General features: G+C 41.6%; 18 protein-coding genes and 3 tRNA genes. 9 read left to right on the top strand and 12 right to left on the bottom strand.

Annotated elements, in window-relative coordinates; translation table 11 throughout:
* Window positions 1-7: 7 nt before the first annotated feature.
* From VR862_RS12680 to tgt, 3 genes are read right to left on the bottom strand one after another with little or no spacing between them, the layout of a single operon-like run.
* On the bottom strand, window positions 8-925 hold the full coding sequence (locus VR862_RS12680) for a DMT family transporter (RefSeq protein WP_324721350.1): 918 nt from the start codon (window positions 923-925) through the stop codon (window positions 8-10).
* Entirely contained in the window at window positions 912-1,988 is a 1,077-nt protein-coding gene (locus VR862_RS12675) for an LptF/LptG family permease (protein ID WP_324721349.1), read from the bottom strand. Before VR862_RS12675 ends, VR862_RS12680 begins: the two co-directional genes overlap by 14 nt.
* 1 nt (window position 1,989) lies before the next feature.
* Entirely contained in the window at window positions 1,990-3,120 is a 1,131-nt protein-coding gene (tgt, locus tag VR862_RS12670) for a tRNA guanosine(34) transglycosylase Tgt (RefSeq protein ID WP_324721348.1), read from the bottom strand.
* A 336-nt stretch (window positions 3,121-3,456) separates the two neighbouring features.
* Between tgt and VR862_RS12665 the strand changes: the two genes are divergently transcribed.
* The 3 genes from VR862_RS12665 (at window position 3,457) to VR862_RS12655 (ending at window position 5,999) form a co-directional block, all read left to right on the top strand.
* On the top strand, window positions 3,457-4,302 hold the full coding sequence (locus VR862_RS12665; RefSeq protein ID WP_324721347.1) for a transketolase: 846 nt from the start codon (window positions 3,457-3,459) through the stop codon (window positions 4,300-4,302).
* A 19-nt stretch (window positions 4,303-4,321) separates the two neighbouring features.
* Window positions 4,322-5,275 (top strand): transketolase family protein, encoded by a 954-nt coding sequence (locus tag VR862_RS12660; RefSeq protein WP_324721346.1) that lies wholly within the window; start codon window positions 4,322-4,324, stop codon window positions 5,273-5,275.
* 118 nt (window positions 5,276-5,393) lie between these two features.
* Entirely contained in the window at window positions 5,394-5,999 is a 606-nt protein-coding gene (locus VR862_RS12655; protein WP_324721345.1) for an outer membrane beta-barrel protein, read from the top strand.
* A 46-nt stretch (window positions 6,000-6,045) separates the two neighbouring features.
* Here the strand turns inward: VR862_RS12655 and VR862_RS12650 are convergent, their stop codons facing one another.
* A complete protein-coding gene (locus tag VR862_RS12650; RefSeq protein ID WP_324721344.1) occupies window positions 6,046-6,951 on the bottom strand; it encodes an FKBP-type peptidyl-prolyl cis-trans isomerase in 906 nt (301 codons plus the stop codon).
* Between the two features lie 77 nt (window positions 6,952-7,028).
* On the opposite strand from VR862_RS12650, the gene VR862_RS12645 reads away from it, so the two are divergent.
* Both VR862_RS12645 and VR862_RS12640 read left to right on the top strand, forming a co-directional pair.
* Window positions 7,029-7,418, top strand: a complete 390-nt coding sequence (locus tag VR862_RS12645) for an RNA-binding S4 domain-containing protein (protein WP_324721343.1) — start codon at window positions 7,029-7,031, stop codon at window positions 7,416-7,418.
* Window positions 7,419-7,455: 37 nt separating this feature from the next.
* Window positions 7,456-7,959: a phosphoribosyltransferase family protein gene (locus tag VR862_RS12640; protein WP_324721342.1), complete on the top strand. Its 504-nt coding sequence runs from the start codon at window positions 7,456-7,458 to the stop codon at window positions 7,957-7,959.
* On the opposite strand, the gene VR862_RS12635 is transcribed toward VR862_RS12640, so the two are convergent.
* Complete coding sequence (locus VR862_RS12635; protein WP_324721341.1) at window positions 7,951-8,472, bottom strand: shikimate kinase; 522 nt, start codon at window positions 8,470-8,472, stop codon at window positions 7,951-7,953. The genes VR862_RS12640 and VR862_RS12635 overlap by 9 nt on opposite strands.
* Before the next feature lie 133 nt (window positions 8,473-8,605).
* Here VR862_RS12635 and VR862_RS12630 point away from each other — a divergent pair.
* The 4 genes from VR862_RS12630 (at window position 8,606) to VR862_RS12615 (ending at window position 9,806) form a co-directional block, all read left to right on the top strand.
* Window positions 8,606-8,678, top strand: a tRNA-Lys gene (locus VR862_RS12630).
* A 241-nt stretch (window positions 8,679-8,919) separates the two neighbouring features.
* Window positions 8,920-8,992, top strand: a tRNA-Lys gene (locus VR862_RS12625).
* Window positions 8,993-9,118: 126 nt separating this feature from the next.
* Window positions 9,119-9,202, top strand: a tRNA-Leu gene (locus tag VR862_RS12620).
* A 181-nt stretch (window positions 9,203-9,383) separates the two neighbouring features.
* Window positions 9,384-9,806, top strand: a complete 423-nt coding sequence (locus tag VR862_RS12615) for a hypothetical protein (RefSeq protein ID WP_324721340.1) — start codon at window positions 9,384-9,386, stop codon at window positions 9,804-9,806.
* Between the two features lie 193 nt (window positions 9,807-9,999).
* Here VR862_RS12615 and VR862_RS12610 read toward each other — a convergent pair whose 3' ends face one another.
* The 7 genes from VR862_RS12610 to VR862_RS12580 form a co-directional block, all read right to left on the bottom strand.
* The gene (locus VR862_RS12610; protein WP_324721339.1) at window positions 10,000-12,267 is read right to left on the bottom strand and encodes an aconitate hydratase; all 2,268 of its coding nucleotides are present in this window, start codon (window positions 12,265-12,267) and stop codon (window positions 10,000-10,002) included.
* Between the two features lie 228 nt (window positions 12,268-12,495).
* Entirely contained in the window at window positions 12,496-12,759 is a 264-nt protein-coding gene (locus VR862_RS12605) for a hypothetical protein (protein ID WP_324721338.1), read from the bottom strand.
* A gap of 359 nt (window positions 12,760-13,118) precedes the next feature.
* On the bottom strand, window positions 13,119-13,454 hold the full coding sequence (locus VR862_RS12600) for a hypothetical protein (RefSeq protein ID WP_324721337.1): 336 nt from the start codon (window positions 13,452-13,454) through the stop codon (window positions 13,119-13,121).
* Between the two features lie 112 nt (window positions 13,455-13,566).
* Window positions 13,567-14,217, bottom strand: coding sequence for a lipocalin family protein (locus VR862_RS12595; protein ID WP_324721336.1), 651 nt, complete (start codon window positions 14,215-14,217; stop codon window positions 13,567-13,569).
* 39 nt (window positions 14,218-14,256) lie between these two features.
* Entirely contained in the window at window positions 14,257-15,210 is a 954-nt protein-coding gene (locus VR862_RS12590) for an AAA family ATPase (RefSeq protein WP_324721335.1), read from the bottom strand.
* A 13-nt stretch (window positions 15,211-15,223) separates the two neighbouring features.
* Complete coding sequence (locus VR862_RS12585) at window positions 15,224-16,654, bottom strand: peptidylprolyl isomerase (RefSeq protein ID WP_324721334.1); 1,431 nt, start codon at window positions 16,652-16,654, stop codon at window positions 15,224-15,226.
* Entirely contained in the window at window positions 16,629-17,489 is an 861-nt protein-coding gene (locus VR862_RS12580) for a peptidyl-prolyl cis-trans isomerase (RefSeq protein ID WP_324721333.1), read from the bottom strand. The genes VR862_RS12585 and VR862_RS12580 overlap by 26 nt, the downstream gene beginning before the upstream one ends.
* Window positions 17,490-17,535: the final 46 nt, after the last annotated feature.

Below are 17,535 nucleotides of genomic sequence, written 5' to 3'. Positions count from 1 at the left end.
AAGAAACTTAAGAGGTAGCTTTCGGCTGTTTTTTAAATTTTCTCCTTGTCTTGAGAAAGCCATTCAGGATAACCGTCGTAAGTATAATAGCCGCCCCGTAATAGAAGCCGGGAGCCATGGCCTCGTCACTTCCAAAAACCCAGAAAGCCAGAAGAATTCCATAGACAGGTTCCATGTTGATGGTAAGCATGATAGTATACGGACTTAAGTGCCGCATTACCGCTACTGAAGCGATAAAAGCATAAGCAGTACAAACAGAAGCTAGAATGAAGAGCCACATCCAGTCTTCTGCCGAAATATTAAAGAAATTGAAGTTGAAACCTCCATCCCCCAAAAAGGAAAGAACCAGCAGGTAAAGACTTATAGCCGCAGCCCCGGTAAGTAGTTCGTAAAATGAGATGACAGAAGCATCTTCTTTTTTGGCCAGTTTTCCATTGATCAAAGAAAAAACTGCTGAAAGAAATGCAGAGATCAAAGCCAGCAGGATTCCGAGAACATATTCAGTCTCTACCTTAAAAATGATATACAGGCCCAGAATCACAATCAATCCGAAAAGGATCTCATACCAGATCACCTTTCGCTTATAAAATATGGGCTCAAGAATTGAGGTAAAAAAAGCTCCTGTTGATAGTAGCGCCAAAGTGATCGAAACATTTGACACTTTAATTGCACCAAAGAAAGTGAGCCAATGCAGTGCGATCACTACACCCGCAATGATCATTACCAGCACCCGCTTTGGTCCCAGCCGCAGGTTCTTTTTTTTCCACTTTATCCAAAGTAGAATAAAGACGCTCGCAAGCAACATGCGGTACCATACCAGCGGCACGGCATCCAACGTGATCAAAGCACCCAGCACTGCCGTAAATCCCCAAATAAACACGATCAAGTGAAAATGGAGATAGGACTTAACTTTATCGTTTAGCATTCCAAAGCAAATAAATTGCTAAAATTCCGAAGAAGATATTTGGAAACCACACCGCAATAAGAGGAGAAAAAGTACTTTGTTCAGCAATAGTTCCAAACACCTTATCCATAAATATAAAGACAAAGGCAAGACTAATTCCCAGGGCGAGATTCACTCCCATCCCACCGCGGCGTTTCATGGAAGATACCGCAACGGCAATAATGGTAAGGATATAAGCAGAGACAGGAAGGCTCCAGCGTTTATACGCCACAACTTTGTAGCGGTTAATGTTGCCCGAACCGCGACGCTTCTCCTGTTCGATAAAGGCTTCGAGCTCATCATAATTCAGGGTTTCGGCCATATAAGAAACCGGAGTGAGATCGTTAAATTCAAAAGGAAGGACAGTATCTTTTTTAATTTCAGAAATTACTTCATCCCCTTCTTCCCCAATGATCCTTTTAGTATAATTGGTGAGGGTATAGGTGGTGTCCTCTTCATTGAACTTTAACCGGGAAGCACTTATCTTGAACTTCATTTCATTGCCCTCAAAATGTTCAAGTGTGAAGTTTTGAGCCGAATTGATCCTGGGCTGAAAGTGAGAAGCATAGATAAATTCATTCTCATTGATCTGCCTGTAAACATCACTGGTTTCCTGAACCTCACTACCTCTTTTAAGGTAAGTGTATTTGAATTCATTAAATCCCTTACTGGCACTGGGAGCAAGATACATTCCCAGGATCAATGCCGCCGCACAAACTATCGTTGAACCTATTATATAAGGACGCAGGAATCTCCAAAAGGAAACCCCGCTACTCAAAAAAGCAATAATTTCGGTGTTCTGTGCCAGCTTTGAAGTGAACCAGATCACAGAAAGGAAAAGGAAAAGCGGAAAAAGCAGATTGGCAAAGTAGATTGTAAAGTCAATGTAATAATTGACAACCTCCCAAAAAGGCACTTCATTCTCCAGGATCTTGTCGATCTTTTCGGCCAGGTTAACTGTTATACCAATAGGTATGAACAGGAGCAACATTAAAATAAATGTCCCCAGATATCGCTTTAATATGTACCAATCAAGGATCTTCAACTTAGAGGCGTTTGTTCATTTGCTGTACCATCATATTTTTCCAGGAAGCAAAATCCCCGGCTAAGATATGTTTTCTGGCCTCACGAACCAACCAGAGGTAGAAGCCAAGATTGTGCATGGTTGCAATTTGCTTGCCAAGCATTTCATTGACGGTAAACAGGTGTCTTAAATAAGCCTTTGTATAAAAAGTATCCACATACGTAGCACCGGACTCATCTATAGGTGAGAAATCATCTTCCCATTTTTTGTTCTTTATGTTGATGGTTCCCTGTGCTGTAAAAAGCATTCCGTTACGTGCATTTCTCGTGGGCATAACGCAATCAAACATATCAACTCCCAGTGCAATATTTTCCAGAATATTTATTGGGGTGCCTACGCCCATTAAGTAGCGGGGTTTTTCCTTCGGAAGGATATTCGTCACTACTTCGGTCATGGCATACATTTCTTCGGCAGGCTCCCCTACTGAAAGTCCGCCGATAGCGTTTCCTTCTGCCCCTGCATTGGCAATGTACTCGGCAGATTGCTCTCTTAGATCCTTGTAAGTACTGCCCTGCACAATAGGAAAGAGAGTTTGCGAATAGCCATATTCCGGTGGGGTTTTATCGAGATGGGTAATACAGCGGTCCAGCCAGCGATGTGTACGGTGCATAGAGTTTTTAGCGTACTCGTAATCGCATGGATAGGGGGTACACTCATCGAAGGCCATGATAATGTCTGCGCCAATAAGACGCTGTATCTCCATTACATTTTCGGGAGTGAAATTGTGGTAAGAACCGTCAATGTGAGATTTGAACCGGACTCCTTCTTCCTTGATCTTTCTTCTTTCCGAAAGGGAATAGACCTGGTAGCCCCCGCTATCGGTCAAAATATTGCGGTCCCAGTTCATAAATTTATGAAGTCCGCCGGCCTTTTTCAGGATCTCGGTCTGAGGTCTTAGATAAAGGTGATAGGTGTTCCCAAGGATGATATCGGGATTCACCTGTTCCTTAAGATCTTTCTGGCTTATTCCCTTAACCGAAGCCACCGTTCCCACCGGCATAAAGATGGGAGTTTCAATGGTTCCGTGATCTGTAGTTATAATTCCCGCCCTGGCACCGCTGCCGGGATCATTCACTGCTAATTCAAATTTCATAGGAGATTTTAATGGGCGCAAAGATAGTTATTTTTAGTGGTCAGTGGTCAGTGGGCAGTGTTCAGAAAAATTTTCTAGCGGCTCCTAAGTTCAAATCAAAAATCATCGAGGATTAGGAAATTCCCCAGACTCACTTTCTTTATTTTCAGAAAATTGTACAAACTTTTAGGAATAGAAATATCCCAAAAGTCTCAACTACCTTCTCAAATCCCCAATTCACTAATCCCTTTTTAACCTTTCCATCAACTGTTAACAGCTTTTGATAAGAATTGAGGCAGGTTGATTTCCAAAGCATTGATAAAATAGTATTTTTGCATCACATTTAATTAAAACCAGATGCCAAACACACAACAACTAGAAGATTTTGTCACTCAGGTGAGAAGAGACATTTTGAGGCAGGTTCATAAGGTGAATTCGGGGCATCCCGGGGGATCATTGGGCTGTGCCGAATTTTTCACTGTTCTCTACCAGGAAGTGATGCAAAGAAAAGAAGGCTTTGACATGGATGGAATTGGAGAGGACCTGTTCTTTCTTTCCAACGGTCACATCTCCCCTGTTTTTTACAGCGTTCTTGCCCGTAGCGGTTATTTCCCAGTTGAGGAGCTAAACACTTTTCGACTTATTGATTCCCGCCTGCAGGGACATCCTACCACTCATGAAGGTCTACCCGGAGTAAGGGTGGCTTCAGGGTCTTTGGGACAGGGTCTTTCTGTAGCCATTGGTGCTGCAAATACAAAAAAACTCAATGGAGATGACCATCTGGTTTACTCCCTTCATGGGGATGGAGAACTTCAGGAAGGACAAAACTGGGAAGCCATCATGTATGCGGCTGCCAAGAAAGTTGACAATCTTATCGCTACTGTAGACCGAAATTTTCAGCAAATAGACGGTTGTACAGATGATGTACTACCAATGGGCGATCTTACTGCAAAATTTGAAGCTTTTGGGTGGGATGTGCTGGAGATCAAGAACGGCAACAGCATCCCCGAAGTGCAGGAAGGCCTAAAGGAAGCTAAAAGCCGAACCGGAAAGGGAAAACCGGTTTGTATTATAATGAATACGGAAATGGGCCACGGGGTGGATTTCATGATGGGAAGCCACAAATGGCACGGCGTTGCTCCAAACGATGAGCAATTGGAAAAAGCACTTGCACAAAACCCTGAAACCTTAGGCGATTATTAATCTCCCACACAAGAAAGAAATGAAAAGATATACAGATACAGGAAAAAAAGATACCCGATCTGGTTTTGGAGCCGGACTTACTGAATTGGGAAGGACTAATCCCAACGTAGTTGCACTCTGTGCCGATCTTGTTGGTTCGCTAAAAATGCAGGATTTCATTGATGAAAATCCCGAAAGATTTTTCCAGGTAGGGATCGCTGAAGCCAACATGATGGGGATTGCAGCAGGAATGACCATAGGCGGAAAGATTCCTTTTACAGGAACTTTTGCCAACTTCTCTACCGGAAGGGTTTATGACCAGATAAGACAATCTATTGCATATTCAGACAAAAATGTGAAGATCTGTGCATCCCACGCAGGACTTACTCTTGGGGAAGACGGGGCGACTCACCAGATCCTTGAAGATATAGGTTTGATGAAGATGTTGCCAGGTATGACTGTGATCAATACCTGCGATTACAATCAGACAAAAGCAGCCACTATCGCCATCGCAGAGCATCATGGGCCGGTCTACCTTCGCTTCGGAAGGCCAAAAGTTGCAAACTTCACTCCTGAAGACCAGAAGTTTGAAGTAGGAAAAGCCGTTCTTCTAAATGAAGGAACAGACGTGACCATAATCGCCACCGGACATTTGGTATGGGAAGCACTACAGGCCGCAGAGGAACTGGAGGAGAAAGGAGTTTCGGCTGAAGTGATCAATATCCACACCATCAAACCTCTTGATGAGGCAGCTATTTTGGCTTCGGTTGGAAAGACAGGTTGCGTGGTTACCGCCGAAGAGCACAACTTCCTTGGAGGGCTTGGAGAAAGCGTATCCCGCACCCTGGTTCAAAATCACCCTGCACCACAGGAATTTGTTGCAACTATGGACACTTTTGGAGAAAGTGGAACTCCCGAGCAACTTATGGAAAAGTATGGCTTAAATGCTGCGGCAATTATCAGGGCTGTAGAAAAGGTGATCAAAAGAAAATAAGTTCCGAAAAACAGGAGCATATAAAGCCTCTCAAAAATGACATTTTTGAGAGGCTTTCTTTTTCAGCAAATATTTCAGCACTTACAGCGTTTAAATTAGGAACTAAAACAAATCTTTTATGAAAAAGTACCTACTGATCTTTATGATGACGGCAACATCAGCAGCAATGGCCCAGAGCGGCTTTGGTCTTAAAGGAGGTCTTAACTACGCCGATAATGGGGAAATGACCTATTCTGATTTTACGGGCGCCGGTGAGGATGTCCTGAAAGGTGGAGAAAGTAAAATGGGCTATCACTTTGGGGTTTTTTATGAGGCCAATATTCTTGGCTTCTTCTTAAGACCGGAGCTCGTTTATACCACTACAAAAAGCACCTATCAATTCAACCAGCAGGAGTCTGATTATGATCTGTCGAAAATTGATCTTCCAATTCTATTAGGCACCAGGGTTTTTGGGCCTGTGAGATTATTTGCGGGACCAAGTCTGCAATACATTATGGACAACGATTTTGAAGGTTTTGAACTGGGAGATGTTCAAAATGAGTTCACTATAGGTGCACAATTGGGCGCAGGAATTCAGTTAGGAAAACTTGGCCTGGATGTGAGATATGAACGTGCGCTTAAAGAGAATGAAGCCGAATTTATGAGCCTTGATGGCGGCCAGGGTCCAGAACGCGTAGATACCCGTCCCAGCCAGATCATCTTTGGACTTTCCCTTAGTCTTTAAAACCCTTTTTTATAAGCATCAAAAAAGCCCCTTTCCGGGGCTTTTTTTAGTTGTTTATATCCAGATAATCCGGAGTGCCATCGTTGTCGGCATCGGGATATGGAAAAATAATATTTCCGTCTTCATCTGAAATTTCTTCCCAGGTTGGAATAAAATCCCCGTCGTCATCCCTATCCAGATAATTTGGAGAGTTATCCCCATCTGTATTATCATCAAGTAATCTCTGGTTCCCGTTTAGATCTTCTCTCCATGAAGGAACCCCATCCTGATCATGATCGGCTTCATTCACAGCATAAAGGTGAAACGTAAACACCAACGGACTGTAAGTGGGGATTCCCTGCTGGAAGGAACTAAAATAGCCAAGACCTGAAGGCATAAAAATAGCTCCTATCCCATAATCATCGTTCCATTGAACTGTATTGTCGGATAATATCTCAAAACCCGATGCACCTCTGAATTCAGTTAACCCCTGTCCAAAGCCTGCTATAGTGCGGGTAAGGTCAAACCATACAGGACTCTCAGAAGAATCAAAGGTCGTTCTGTTGAGCAGCTCCCCTTCATAAGCAACATAGGTAGAGTCACTGAATTTTGGCTGAGGCTGCTCCGCTGCACCTTCTCTTACCTTCAGAACATATAAAGTGTACTCTACATCTTCATATGTAAAAGTCTTAGGCATTAAAAGCGGTGAGGAACTCAAAGGAATTTTATCGGCATTAGCTTCATTGATGGTGTCGATCTGGATCCTGTAATCGAAACCTGCAGGAGGATTTTCAAACTCTTCGTAGTTGTAAAAATGCGTCTTTAAGTATTCCTCTAATGCTGCCTGATCGGCGATCTCCTGTTCTCCCCGGTCTCTTGGAGGGACAACTTCAGGATCATCATCATCTTTATCACACGAAATGGCAAAAGCAGCTAAAAAAAGATATAATAACAAGAACTTGTTCAGTTTCATCAATAGGTAATTTAGGGCCGCAAGATACAATATTCTTGTATTTTTGCTGAAGAACGACAGATTTTTACTGTACAAATATGAGAGTAGATAAGTTTTTATGGTGTGTGAGATATTACAAAACCCGAAGCATTGCTACAGAAGCATGTAAGCAAGGTAAAGTAAGAGTGAATGGTGCACTTGTCAAACCTTCAAGAGAGGTCTATGCGGCCGATAAATTGACTGTAAGAAAGAACCAGATCAATTATGAACTCGAGGTCCTGGATCTTCCAAAAAGTCGTGTAGGCGCTAAGCTGGTCAACCTTTACATAAATGACATCACTCCCCGGGAAGAGCTGGAGAAAAGAGAACTTCTCAAATATTCTCAGGATTATTACCGCAAGAAAGGAACGGGAAGACCTACCAAAAAGGATCGCAGGGAACTGGATGATTGGTTTGATGTGGAAGAGGATGAGGATGGTTCAAATTGAAAGACCAAATACTTATCTTTGAAAAAAAACAATCCCAATGGAGAAAAACTCTGTCATTATACTCGATAAGGACCAGATCAACCATAAGATCAAAAGAATCGCCTACCAGATCTATGAGAGTAATGTAGACGAGGATGAAATAATCCTGGCAGGGATCGCAGATAGCGGATTTGAGCTGGCAAGAAGACTGCGGGTGGAGCTTCAGGAAATTTCAGATCTAAGTATTCTCCTTTGTGAAGTAAAAATAAATAAGAAGGATCCGCTGGATGTCATCACCACAAGCCTTGATCCCGGCGATTATCGCGACAAGGCACTGGTGCTTATAGACGACGTTTTAAACTCTGGGACCACCTTGATCTACGGAGTGCGCCATTTCCTGGAAGTTCCCCTAAAGAGATTCAAGACAGCTGTACTGGTTGACCGTAGCCATAAGAAGTATCCCGTAAAAGCAGATTTTAAAGGAATCTCCCTCTCCACCTCCATTCATGAGACCGTCAATGTTTCTTTTTCTGAAGGAGAGGATCGTGTAGAATTAATTTAATCTTTCCAGGATATCATCCACTATATCCCGGACAGATCTTCCATCTGTAGAAACAATAAGATCACTCTGGTTATAATAGAAGGTACGCTCAAATAAATGCTTCCTTATGAAGTCTTCCAGAACTTCAGGAGAGTCAAGCTCTGCAATAAGAGGTCTACTTTCCTTTTCGTTGATCAATCTCTTCTTTAGCTCCTCTATTCCGGTTTTAAGATAAACTGAAATGGTTTCGGGGTTATCTTTGATTAGCTGAAGGTTCTTTCCGTAGCATGGAGTACCTCCTCCCAGTGAAAGAATAAAGTTGCCCTCCTGCTCCAGAAGCCTTTGAAGTACCTCTGTCTCCTTTCTCCGGAAATATATTTCCCCTGAAGCCGAAAAAATTTCCGAAATACTGCGGCCTTCAAGTCTGCTAATTTCATTATCCAGGTCGAGGAACTGCAGGTCCAGGCTGGCGGCAAGTGCTGTACCCACAGCAGTTTTTCCTGATCCCATGTAACCTGCAATAATTAATTTCATACTTTAAAATGATGATTTCTAAGGGGTTTTACCCCCTGGTTAAATTCATGAGCAAATTTATGTCAATTTGTTCTTGAAAAATAAATTAATGTGGGTATATTTGCACCCGCATTAGCAAAAATGCAACAAGTTAGATCTGGTAGCTCAGTTGGTAGAGCATCTCCCTTTTAAGGAGAGGGTCCTGGGTTCGAGCCCCAGCCAGATCACAAATTGGAGTTCTGATCTTTTTGGGCGAGAAGTTTATCCTGAGCGAAGTCGAAGGAAGCCCCAGCCAGATCACAAATTGAAGTTCTGATCTTTTTGGGCGAGAAGTTTATCCTGAGCGAAGTCGAAGGAAGCCCAGCCAGATCACAAATTGAAGTTCTGATCTTTTTGGGCGAGAAGTTTATCCTGAGCGAAGTCGAAGGAAGCCCCAGCCAGATCACAAATTGAAGTTCTTTAAATATTGACCTGGTAGCTCAGTTGGTAGAGCATCTCCCTTTTAAGGAGAGGGTCCTGGGTTCGAGTCCCAGCCAGGTCACTTTTACCTGAACCACAGCGACAGCATCTTGTCCCGGTTCATAAGTTCTAGATCCCATGGGGTCATTTTTCTTTTTCCGGAGCTTCTTAACTGGTTTGATATTACCTTAAGAAATCATAAACAATTGCCCAGGTGCTGGAACTGGTAGACAGGCATGGTTGAGGGCCATGTGTCCATTAGGGCGTGCGGGTTCGAGTCCCGCTCTGGGCACATTTCATTTTCTACTTTCTTCTTTTGAAAGAAAATTCTGGCTACTGTTAAGAATTTTCACCTTTCTGACCACACTTCTTACATAAAAGCTAAATTTCTGTTAATCATATTTTTAGCATCTTCATGAGAAAAAATAAAGACTATTTTTATCAAAGATAATTCACTCTTAGACCGGAAGAAGATGCAGTTCCAATTATATTCTCAGCTACTAAAATTAGATCTCTCCAATGATGATCTGCTTCAAATGTATTATGTACTTTATTACGATCTAAGGCAGGAGGAGAAAGAGATGGCTGAAAATATAGCCAAACTCATCGAGATAAGAGAAAAAGCAAAACTCGAGTTGAGAAGACTTCTTTTCAACATAAAAAATTCTATTCAAACCTCCACAGTTGGAAGTGCGATCTTGAATTTTTTGCCGGTTTTTCTTAAGCTGGATTATCTGGCCCGAAACACCTTCAACAATTTAAATTTGAAGGCATGTTATGAAAAAGAGAAAAAAAACATTAAATTGTATTACGAAACACTTTATAATCAGGATATTCCGACTTCAACTCTGGAAGTTTTGTTAAAACACAAGAGAAAACTGGAATCCTTACCATAATAAATAGATGAGAAAACAGTAATTTTTACTGGGGGGCAAAAATTACTTGATAGAATACTCCGGAATAAACCCCGGGGTTTCTCATCTACTTTTTTAGAAAAGCAATCCTTTGGGGGTTGCTTTTTTATTTTTTTACCCAAACAAAAAGCTCCCGCCGGTTGGCGGGAGCTTTTATCTTTAATTCAAGATACTTTTAAGCTGCGTTCTGCTTTTTGATAAGGTTAAGAGCAGATCCTTCCTTATACCACTCGATTTGAGGCTGGTTATAAGTATGGTTGGCCTTAATGATATCTTTAGAACCGTCAGCATGAACTACTTCAATTGTAAGCTGCTTATCTGGTGCAAAATCTTCAAGATCTATGAAATTGAAGGTATCATCTTCCTGGATTAGATCATAATCGCTTTCATTAGCAAAAGTTAGTCCGAGCATTCCCTGTTTTTTCAGGTTAGTCTCATGGATCCTTGCAAAAGATTTTACAAGAACTACCTTCACCCCTAAATGCCTTGGCTCCATGGCAGCGTGTTCTCTCGAAGAACCTTCCCCGTAGTTGTGATCACCCACCACCACGGTTGGAATTCCTGCGGCTTTATACTTTCGCTGCGTTGCAGGAACACCATCGTATTCTCCGGTGATCTGGTTCTTCACAAAGTTCGTCTTCATATTGAAGGCATTCACAGCACCAATCAAACAGTTGTTTGAAATATTATCGAGGTGACCTCTAAATCTCAACCATGGCCCGGCCATAGAAATATGATCTGTTGTACATTTTCCATGAGCTTTAATAAGCAATTTGGCGCCCATTAAATTCTTTCCGTCCCAGGGTTCAAAAGGCTCAAGCAATTGGAGTCTTTCAGATTTCGGGTTTACTTTCACCTCCACACTGGAACCATCTTCGGTTGGTGCGAGATAACCGGGATCTTCAACATCAAATCCTTTTGGAGGTAGTTCCAATCCTGTGGGCTCATCCAGTTTTACCTGTTCCCCATCCTCGTTCAACAAGGTATCTGTAGTTGGATCAAAATCCAGACGACCCGCAATTGCAATTGCCGCAACCATCTCGGGTGACCCTACAAATGCGTGTGTATTTGGATTTCCATCTGCCCTTTTTGAAAAGTTACGGTTGAAGGAATGTACAATTGTATTCTTTTCTTCTCCTTTACGATCGCTTCGGTCCCACTGTCCAATACATGGTCCGCAGGCATTGGTAAAGATGGTTGCATCAAGATCTTCAAAAATCTGAAGAAGCCCATCTCTTTCTGCAGTATAGCGTATTTGCTCAGAACCCGGATTGATCCCGAAGTCAGATTTTGCTTTAACTTTTTTGTCGACCGCCTGCTTGGCAATAGAAGCCGCGCGGGTAAGATCTTCATAAGAAGAGTTGGTACAGGAACCAATTAACCCCCAATCTACATTGATCGGCCAGTCATTCTTTTTGGCTTTTTCTCCCATTTCTGAAATTGGAGTAGCGAGATCCGGAGTAAAAGGCCCGTTTAAATGTGGCTTCAATTCTGAAAGATTAATTTCGATAACCTGGTCAAAATATTGTTCCGGATTAGCGTAAACTTCAGCGTCTCCTGTGAGGTGTTCCTTCACTGCATTGGCAGCATCTGCAACATCTGCACGGTTTGTCGCACGAAGATATCTGGCCATTGATTCATCATAGCCAAAAGTAGAAGTGGTTGCCCCAACTTCTGCCCCCATGTTACAGATTGTTCCTTTACCGGTAGCTGACATTGACTCGGCTCCTTCTCCAAAGTATTCAATAATAGCTCCGGTTCCTCCTTTTACAGTAAGTATTCCGGCAACTTTTAAAATCACATCTTTTGGTGCAGTCCAACCCGAAAGTTTTCCGGTCAACTTAACCCCTATAAGCTTAGGAAATTTAAGCTCCCAGGCCATTCCGGCCATTACATCAACAGCATCTGCACCACCTACTCCAATAGCTACCATTCCCAGTCCGCCGGCATTAACCGTGTGAGAATCGGTACCTATCATCATTCCTCCGGGAAAAGCATAGTTCTCAAGTACTACCTGGTGAATAATTCCTGCTCCCGGCTTCCAGAACCCAATTCCGTATTTGTTCGAAACAGACTCCAAAAAGTCGAAAACCTCATCACTGGATTTCTTTGCACTTGGAAGATCGAATTGAGCTCCAAGTTTAGCCTGGATAAGGTGATCACAATGTACAGTAGTTGGAACTGCAACATTCTTCTTCCCAGCCTGCATAAATTGCAGCAGGGCCATTTGCGCAGTAGCATCCTGGCAGGCTATCCTGTCTGGTGCGAATTCCACGTAATCTTTACCGCGGTTAAATTTCTTTGTAGGTGTTCCATCCCAGAGGTGGGAATAAAGAATTTTCTCTGAAAGAGTCAAAGGTTTCCCAACGATTTCGCGTGCAGCATTTACCCGCTCGCCCATCTGGCTGTAAACCTTCTTGATCATATCAATATCGTAAGCCATATCTTGAATTTGTTTTATTCTGAAGTGTTGCAAAATTACAAATTCCAACCCGATTTAAAAAATCACAACCAAACTTGAATATTACATGAAGAAAGTTTAATAAATCCTAAAAAAAAGGCTATCGAAAATAGCTAAATCACATAAAACGTAGCTTAAAATAAGAATCTGGCAAAGCGTAGTGAAATTTATTCCCGGTTAAGGCCAGTTGGTTTTACGTGCTTTAGTCTTTTACGCTGAAAGACGTACCACCGGTGCAAGATTCGGCAAGATGAGCATCGACATTAACCAGAAGGTCTTATTGAAGATCCTGGAGTTGATCATATCGAATAAAATGAGGAGCCAAAATCCGGTGAGAAAAAGAACACTCATAAGAGCGGGGATGGAAAGGCTGTCCCAGTCCATTAGATTGGCGCCCAACTTAATCCAGAGAAATTGGCAACCAAAGAAAAGCAAGGTTACCGGAAACCTCAGTTTCACGAGAAGATCAATCATGATCTAAATATAATAAAAGATCTTAAAATAAGCTTTTTATGATCTCATCTTCCGAAATTCCTTGGACCTAGATACTAAATTCCTATTGAAGAAAAACATAATTGAGGTGCTGCAGCTTCTTTATCCAAAATGAAATAAAGTATATTTTCTTAAGGTCATGATTACTATTGAAATTGCACAATCCTACCCTTTTTCGCTGGAAAGAAATATGCTGCACGATTTTGCCTGATACTTAACAGTTTGAGAATTTCTTCTCGTTTCCTGAAGGCTGTACTACAAAAAAAACATCATTGATGAATTCGAGGACTGCTAGCAAAAGCCAGGTGTGAGAGAATTATTTCTATACGACGAGAAGTTAATCAATCGGGTTTTTTAAGCTGCCACTTTAAATCTAATAAAGGTTCTAACATAAAAACCTTCTCATCTAAAGGTCTATAACCCAGGAATTTGAACAACCTGGTATCTCTTTGTGTAAAATCTAAACTGTAAGACTTATTTAAATCGAATTCTATCAGCGGTTTTGAAAAGTTTCGATCATCAAGGAGAATTAGTTCTGTATTTCTTTCGAGTTCATTAGAAGCTTTGGAAAGAGGATGAGCTGCTATTACCGTCACATCACTTTTACTGTAAGTCTTATCCTGACCTAAGGCTATAGCCGGCACAAGAAATATTAGGATCAAAAAAGATTTTTTCATGATATCTTGTGGTTTAAATTACTTCCTGACAACAAGCCGTTTTGAAGGTTTAATATACTACAAATAATTTTTCTTGTTTAGGAATCAGTTCCCAATTTCAACATCAAATATGTTAATCCAACTCCTCTAGGTTCATATCATAAGTTCTTCTGTGCAGACCTGTCAACTTTATAGTTCCACTTCTTTCCTTACCTATGATATACGGGATGTCCAGATCCATAAAGAGAATATCAAAGCCGTTATGTTTTGTCCTTTCCCAGGCTAATTCAAGTTTAGTATTATTGTCCCAGCACTTTATTAGCAAACTGTCATTTACGAAGTTTAATGTATCACTATAATTTTTAGATGTTCTTAAAAACCGTTTACCTGCCAGATCTATGTTTTGCGATCTGCTTTTTAGGGTATCGCTAAGTCTTTTATAGACTGTATTATTTGCTCCTTCCAATCCCTTTATAACCAAACTATCCCTGGATATAATATCAAGAACGGCGGTACTGGGATTGTCAGAGTTAAAGAAAATGGTGCCATCATTATATGAATATGTTCCCTTTTCAACGTCTGACTTTGATCTATAGTCATATTTAAACCTCTTCGCAAAGTATTTATCAACTTCGAAGGTAACAACGATCCGCTCGGGCAGATGATTAGCAGAATCCGAAATATTGTAATAGGAATAAGCTCCAATCCAGGTTCCTTCTATATTTTCCCGGGAATTACAGGACAAAAGGTGTCCTGCAACAAGCATGATGAGTATCTTTTTCATTTACTGATTAATGGCAGGAAAAAAGTGCAGTAAAAGATATTAAAATAAGCTTTTTATGATCTCTTCTTCTGAAATTCCTTCAGCTTCGGCTTTGTAGTTCTTGATGACTCTATGCCTTAGAATGCCATAGGCTACTGCCTGCACATCCTCAATATCCGGGGAAAATTTGCCGTGGACGGCTGCATTTGCTTTGGCTCCTAAAATGAGATTTTGAGAGGCTCTTGGACCCGCCCCCCAGTCCACGTATTCTTTTACTAAAGCAGTAGCCCTTTCTCCCGCCGGCCTTGTCTTTCCAACCAGGTCAACAGCATATTCCACAACATTATCGGCTACCGGAATCCTCCTTATTAAATGCTGAAAATCTACAATCTCGCTGGCTGTAAAAAGAGAATTCACTTTTATGACCTCATCTGATGTTGTGCTTTTAACTACTTCAATTTCCTCTTCAAAAGTGGGATATTCAAGTTTTATTGCAAACATAAACCTGTCTAGCTGAGCTTCGGGCAATGGATATGTTCCTTCCTGTTCAATAGGGTTTTGTGTAGCCAGCACAAAGTACGGAAGATCCAGTTTATAATGCTGTCCCGCTACAGTCACTGCTCTTTCCTGCATGGCCTCCAGTAAAGCAGCCTGTGTTTTTGGGGGCGTCCTGTTGATCTCATCGGCCAGGATAATATTTCCAAAAACGGGGCCTTTGATAAATTTAAAATGACGGTTCTCGTCCAGGATCTCAGAGCCAAGAATATCGCTCGGCATAAGATCGGGTGTGAATTGTATTCTTTTGAAGTTAAGTCCCAGCGCCTGAGCGATGGTGTTCACCATTAAGGTCTTTGCCAACCCGGGAACGCCGATAAGCAGAGAATGACCACCTGAAAAAACGGATAAAAGGATCTGGTCCACTACTTCCTGCTGTCCAACAATCCTTTTGGCAATTTCCTGCCTCAATTGCTGGTGCCTGTTGACCAAATTCTTTACCGCTTCTACATCTGTCATACTCCCAAATATATTACTTTTTCAACCAGTTACTCGAAAATGCACAATCCCTGTATTCCCCGTTCACTTTTACATAAGTCTCACTGATCTTCTCCTTTTGCCATTTTTCAATAGCCTCCAGCTGTTTGTCACGCAGGGCGAGTTCCTTGATCTTGTTATAATCCTGCGCATAATCTGCCTTATGCTCCGGGTATCTGTTGGTTACCGTGATGATCTTGTAAAAAGGTCTTCCTGTGTTATCCTGATCTGTTAGAATTCTGGTCACCTGACCTTTTTCAAGGTTTACTACCTGCTCATAAAGTAAAGGATCTATTTTAGTAAGCTCAAATCTTGTGTCTCCTGTAGTAGGATTGATAAGCTTTCCACCGCTCTCACGGGTTTCCTTTTCATCTGAAATTTCTCTTGCAGCTTCAGCAAAAGTGATCTCTTTATTATTGATCCTCTCGCGTACCCTCTCAATTTTATCGAAAGCTTTTTGTTTCGTCTCTTCAGTAACATCAGGTATTAAAAGGATGTGACGCACATCTACCTGCTGACCACGAATTTTATCCACCGTAAGAATATGATATCCAAACTCAGTTTGAAAAGGTTTGCTTACCTCCCCTTCCTGCAGGGAAAAGGCGGCATCCTTAAATTCTTTTACAAATGGATCCTTTCGGGTAAGAGTAATTTTCCCTCCCGAAGATCTTGAGCCTGGATCCTGAGAATACAACACAGCTTTAGTAGCGAAACTGGCCCCGTTCTCTATCACATCTGCTCTCATTTCGTTGAGACGGTTGATGATCTCGTTTTTCTGCTCTTGAGGAATCTCGGGCTTTACCACAATCTGTGCGATCTCCACCTCATCTCCAAATACAGGACGCTCATCTTCAGGAATGCTGGTAAAGAAGGCTCTTACTTCTTCAGGAGTAATTTCCACAGCATCAACGATCTTTCTTTGCATTTCAGAAGCAAGGCGGTTCTGCTTATTGATCTCGAAAAGCTCTGCCCTAAAATCGGCTTCGTTATCTTTTTTATAGAATTCGAGTACTTTTTCCAAAGATCCAACCTGCTGTGTCATATAAGCCAGCTGTTGATCAATATTCGCATTGATCTCGGCATCAGAAACTATAATACTATCCTGGATTGCATGATGGGCGTATAATTTATTTTCCATTAAACGACCGGCAAGATTACAGTTGGTCACATCTTTTACAGAAGCTCCCTGGCTTTGAAGTTCCAGATACATTTTGTCAATGTCGCTTTCAAGCACAACAAAATCACCGATTACTGCGGCAACCCCGTCTACTTTGAAGCGTCCACTTCTATCCTGTATCTGCTCCTGGATCTCAGATTCGATACCAATAGCTGTACTATCGGTAACAATTACTTCCTGTGCCTGCAAAGAACCTCCGGCAAGGAAGAGAAGCAGCAAGCTATTAATTATAGATCTCAAATTTGTCATTTTTAATTGCATCTTGTGTAATGTCTTTTTCTAATTTCTTAATGAGTTCCAGCTTTCTTTTATTGAGCAGGATCTGCTTTATGCTTGGCAAAGAATATTCCAACGGCGCCTGTTCAGTGCGTAATTTAACATCCTCAACAGAGATCAAATATACTCCTAATGAGTCTTCAAGCTGCATAAAATTCTTATTTTTTAGGAATTCCGGATTGTCCTGAGGGGTCAATGGCCTTATCTTATCATAAACCTGCTTGGTTTTAACCCACACCGAATCATTAAGGGAATATGAGTTGAAATGTATGGCCATATCCAGCAATGCTTGCTTATCCTCTTCATTGAACCTGCGGAAACGGGTCTTAATGTTTTCAAAATCTTTATTGTCCTTAGTGATATTGATGTATCTCAATTTCACCAGATTCTCATTCAGCACAAAATTTTCTCCATTCTCCCTATAATAAGCCTCGGCTGCTTCGGTGCTAATGGAAGTATCCAATTCCCGGGCAACGATGGCATCTGTATATGCTTTTGCATAAAGCTCATTTTTATAGTTCTGCACCAGGCGGTCGAATTCTGCCTGTTGCTTTGTACTGAGATTTATTCGGGCCCTGTCGAGCAACAGCTTTTGAGTTGCCCATCGGTTAATAAAATTGTTTACCAGGAGCGTGCTGTCTTCAGGCGAGGTATTTTGGGAGACCAGGTTAGCAATATCTTCTCTAAAAAGATAAGCATCATTGACACGGGCAATCACTTCCTGCTCTTCGGGCTCATTTAAAAAATTGCACCCGGTGGTAAGAAAACCCAGCAGCAGAAAAGAAATTAAAGCATTTTTTATTGTCAAAATAACCTGCAGTGTTATGAATTGGCAAAAATACGAATTCCAAACA

This window comes from Salinimicrobium aquimaris, from assembly GCF_035607535.1.
GTDB lineage: Bacteria > Bacteroidota > Bacteroidia > Flavobacteriales > Flavobacteriaceae > Salinimicrobium.
Note: the sequence above shows the minus strand (reverse complement) of the source record. Positions and strands in the feature narration are given on the sequence as shown.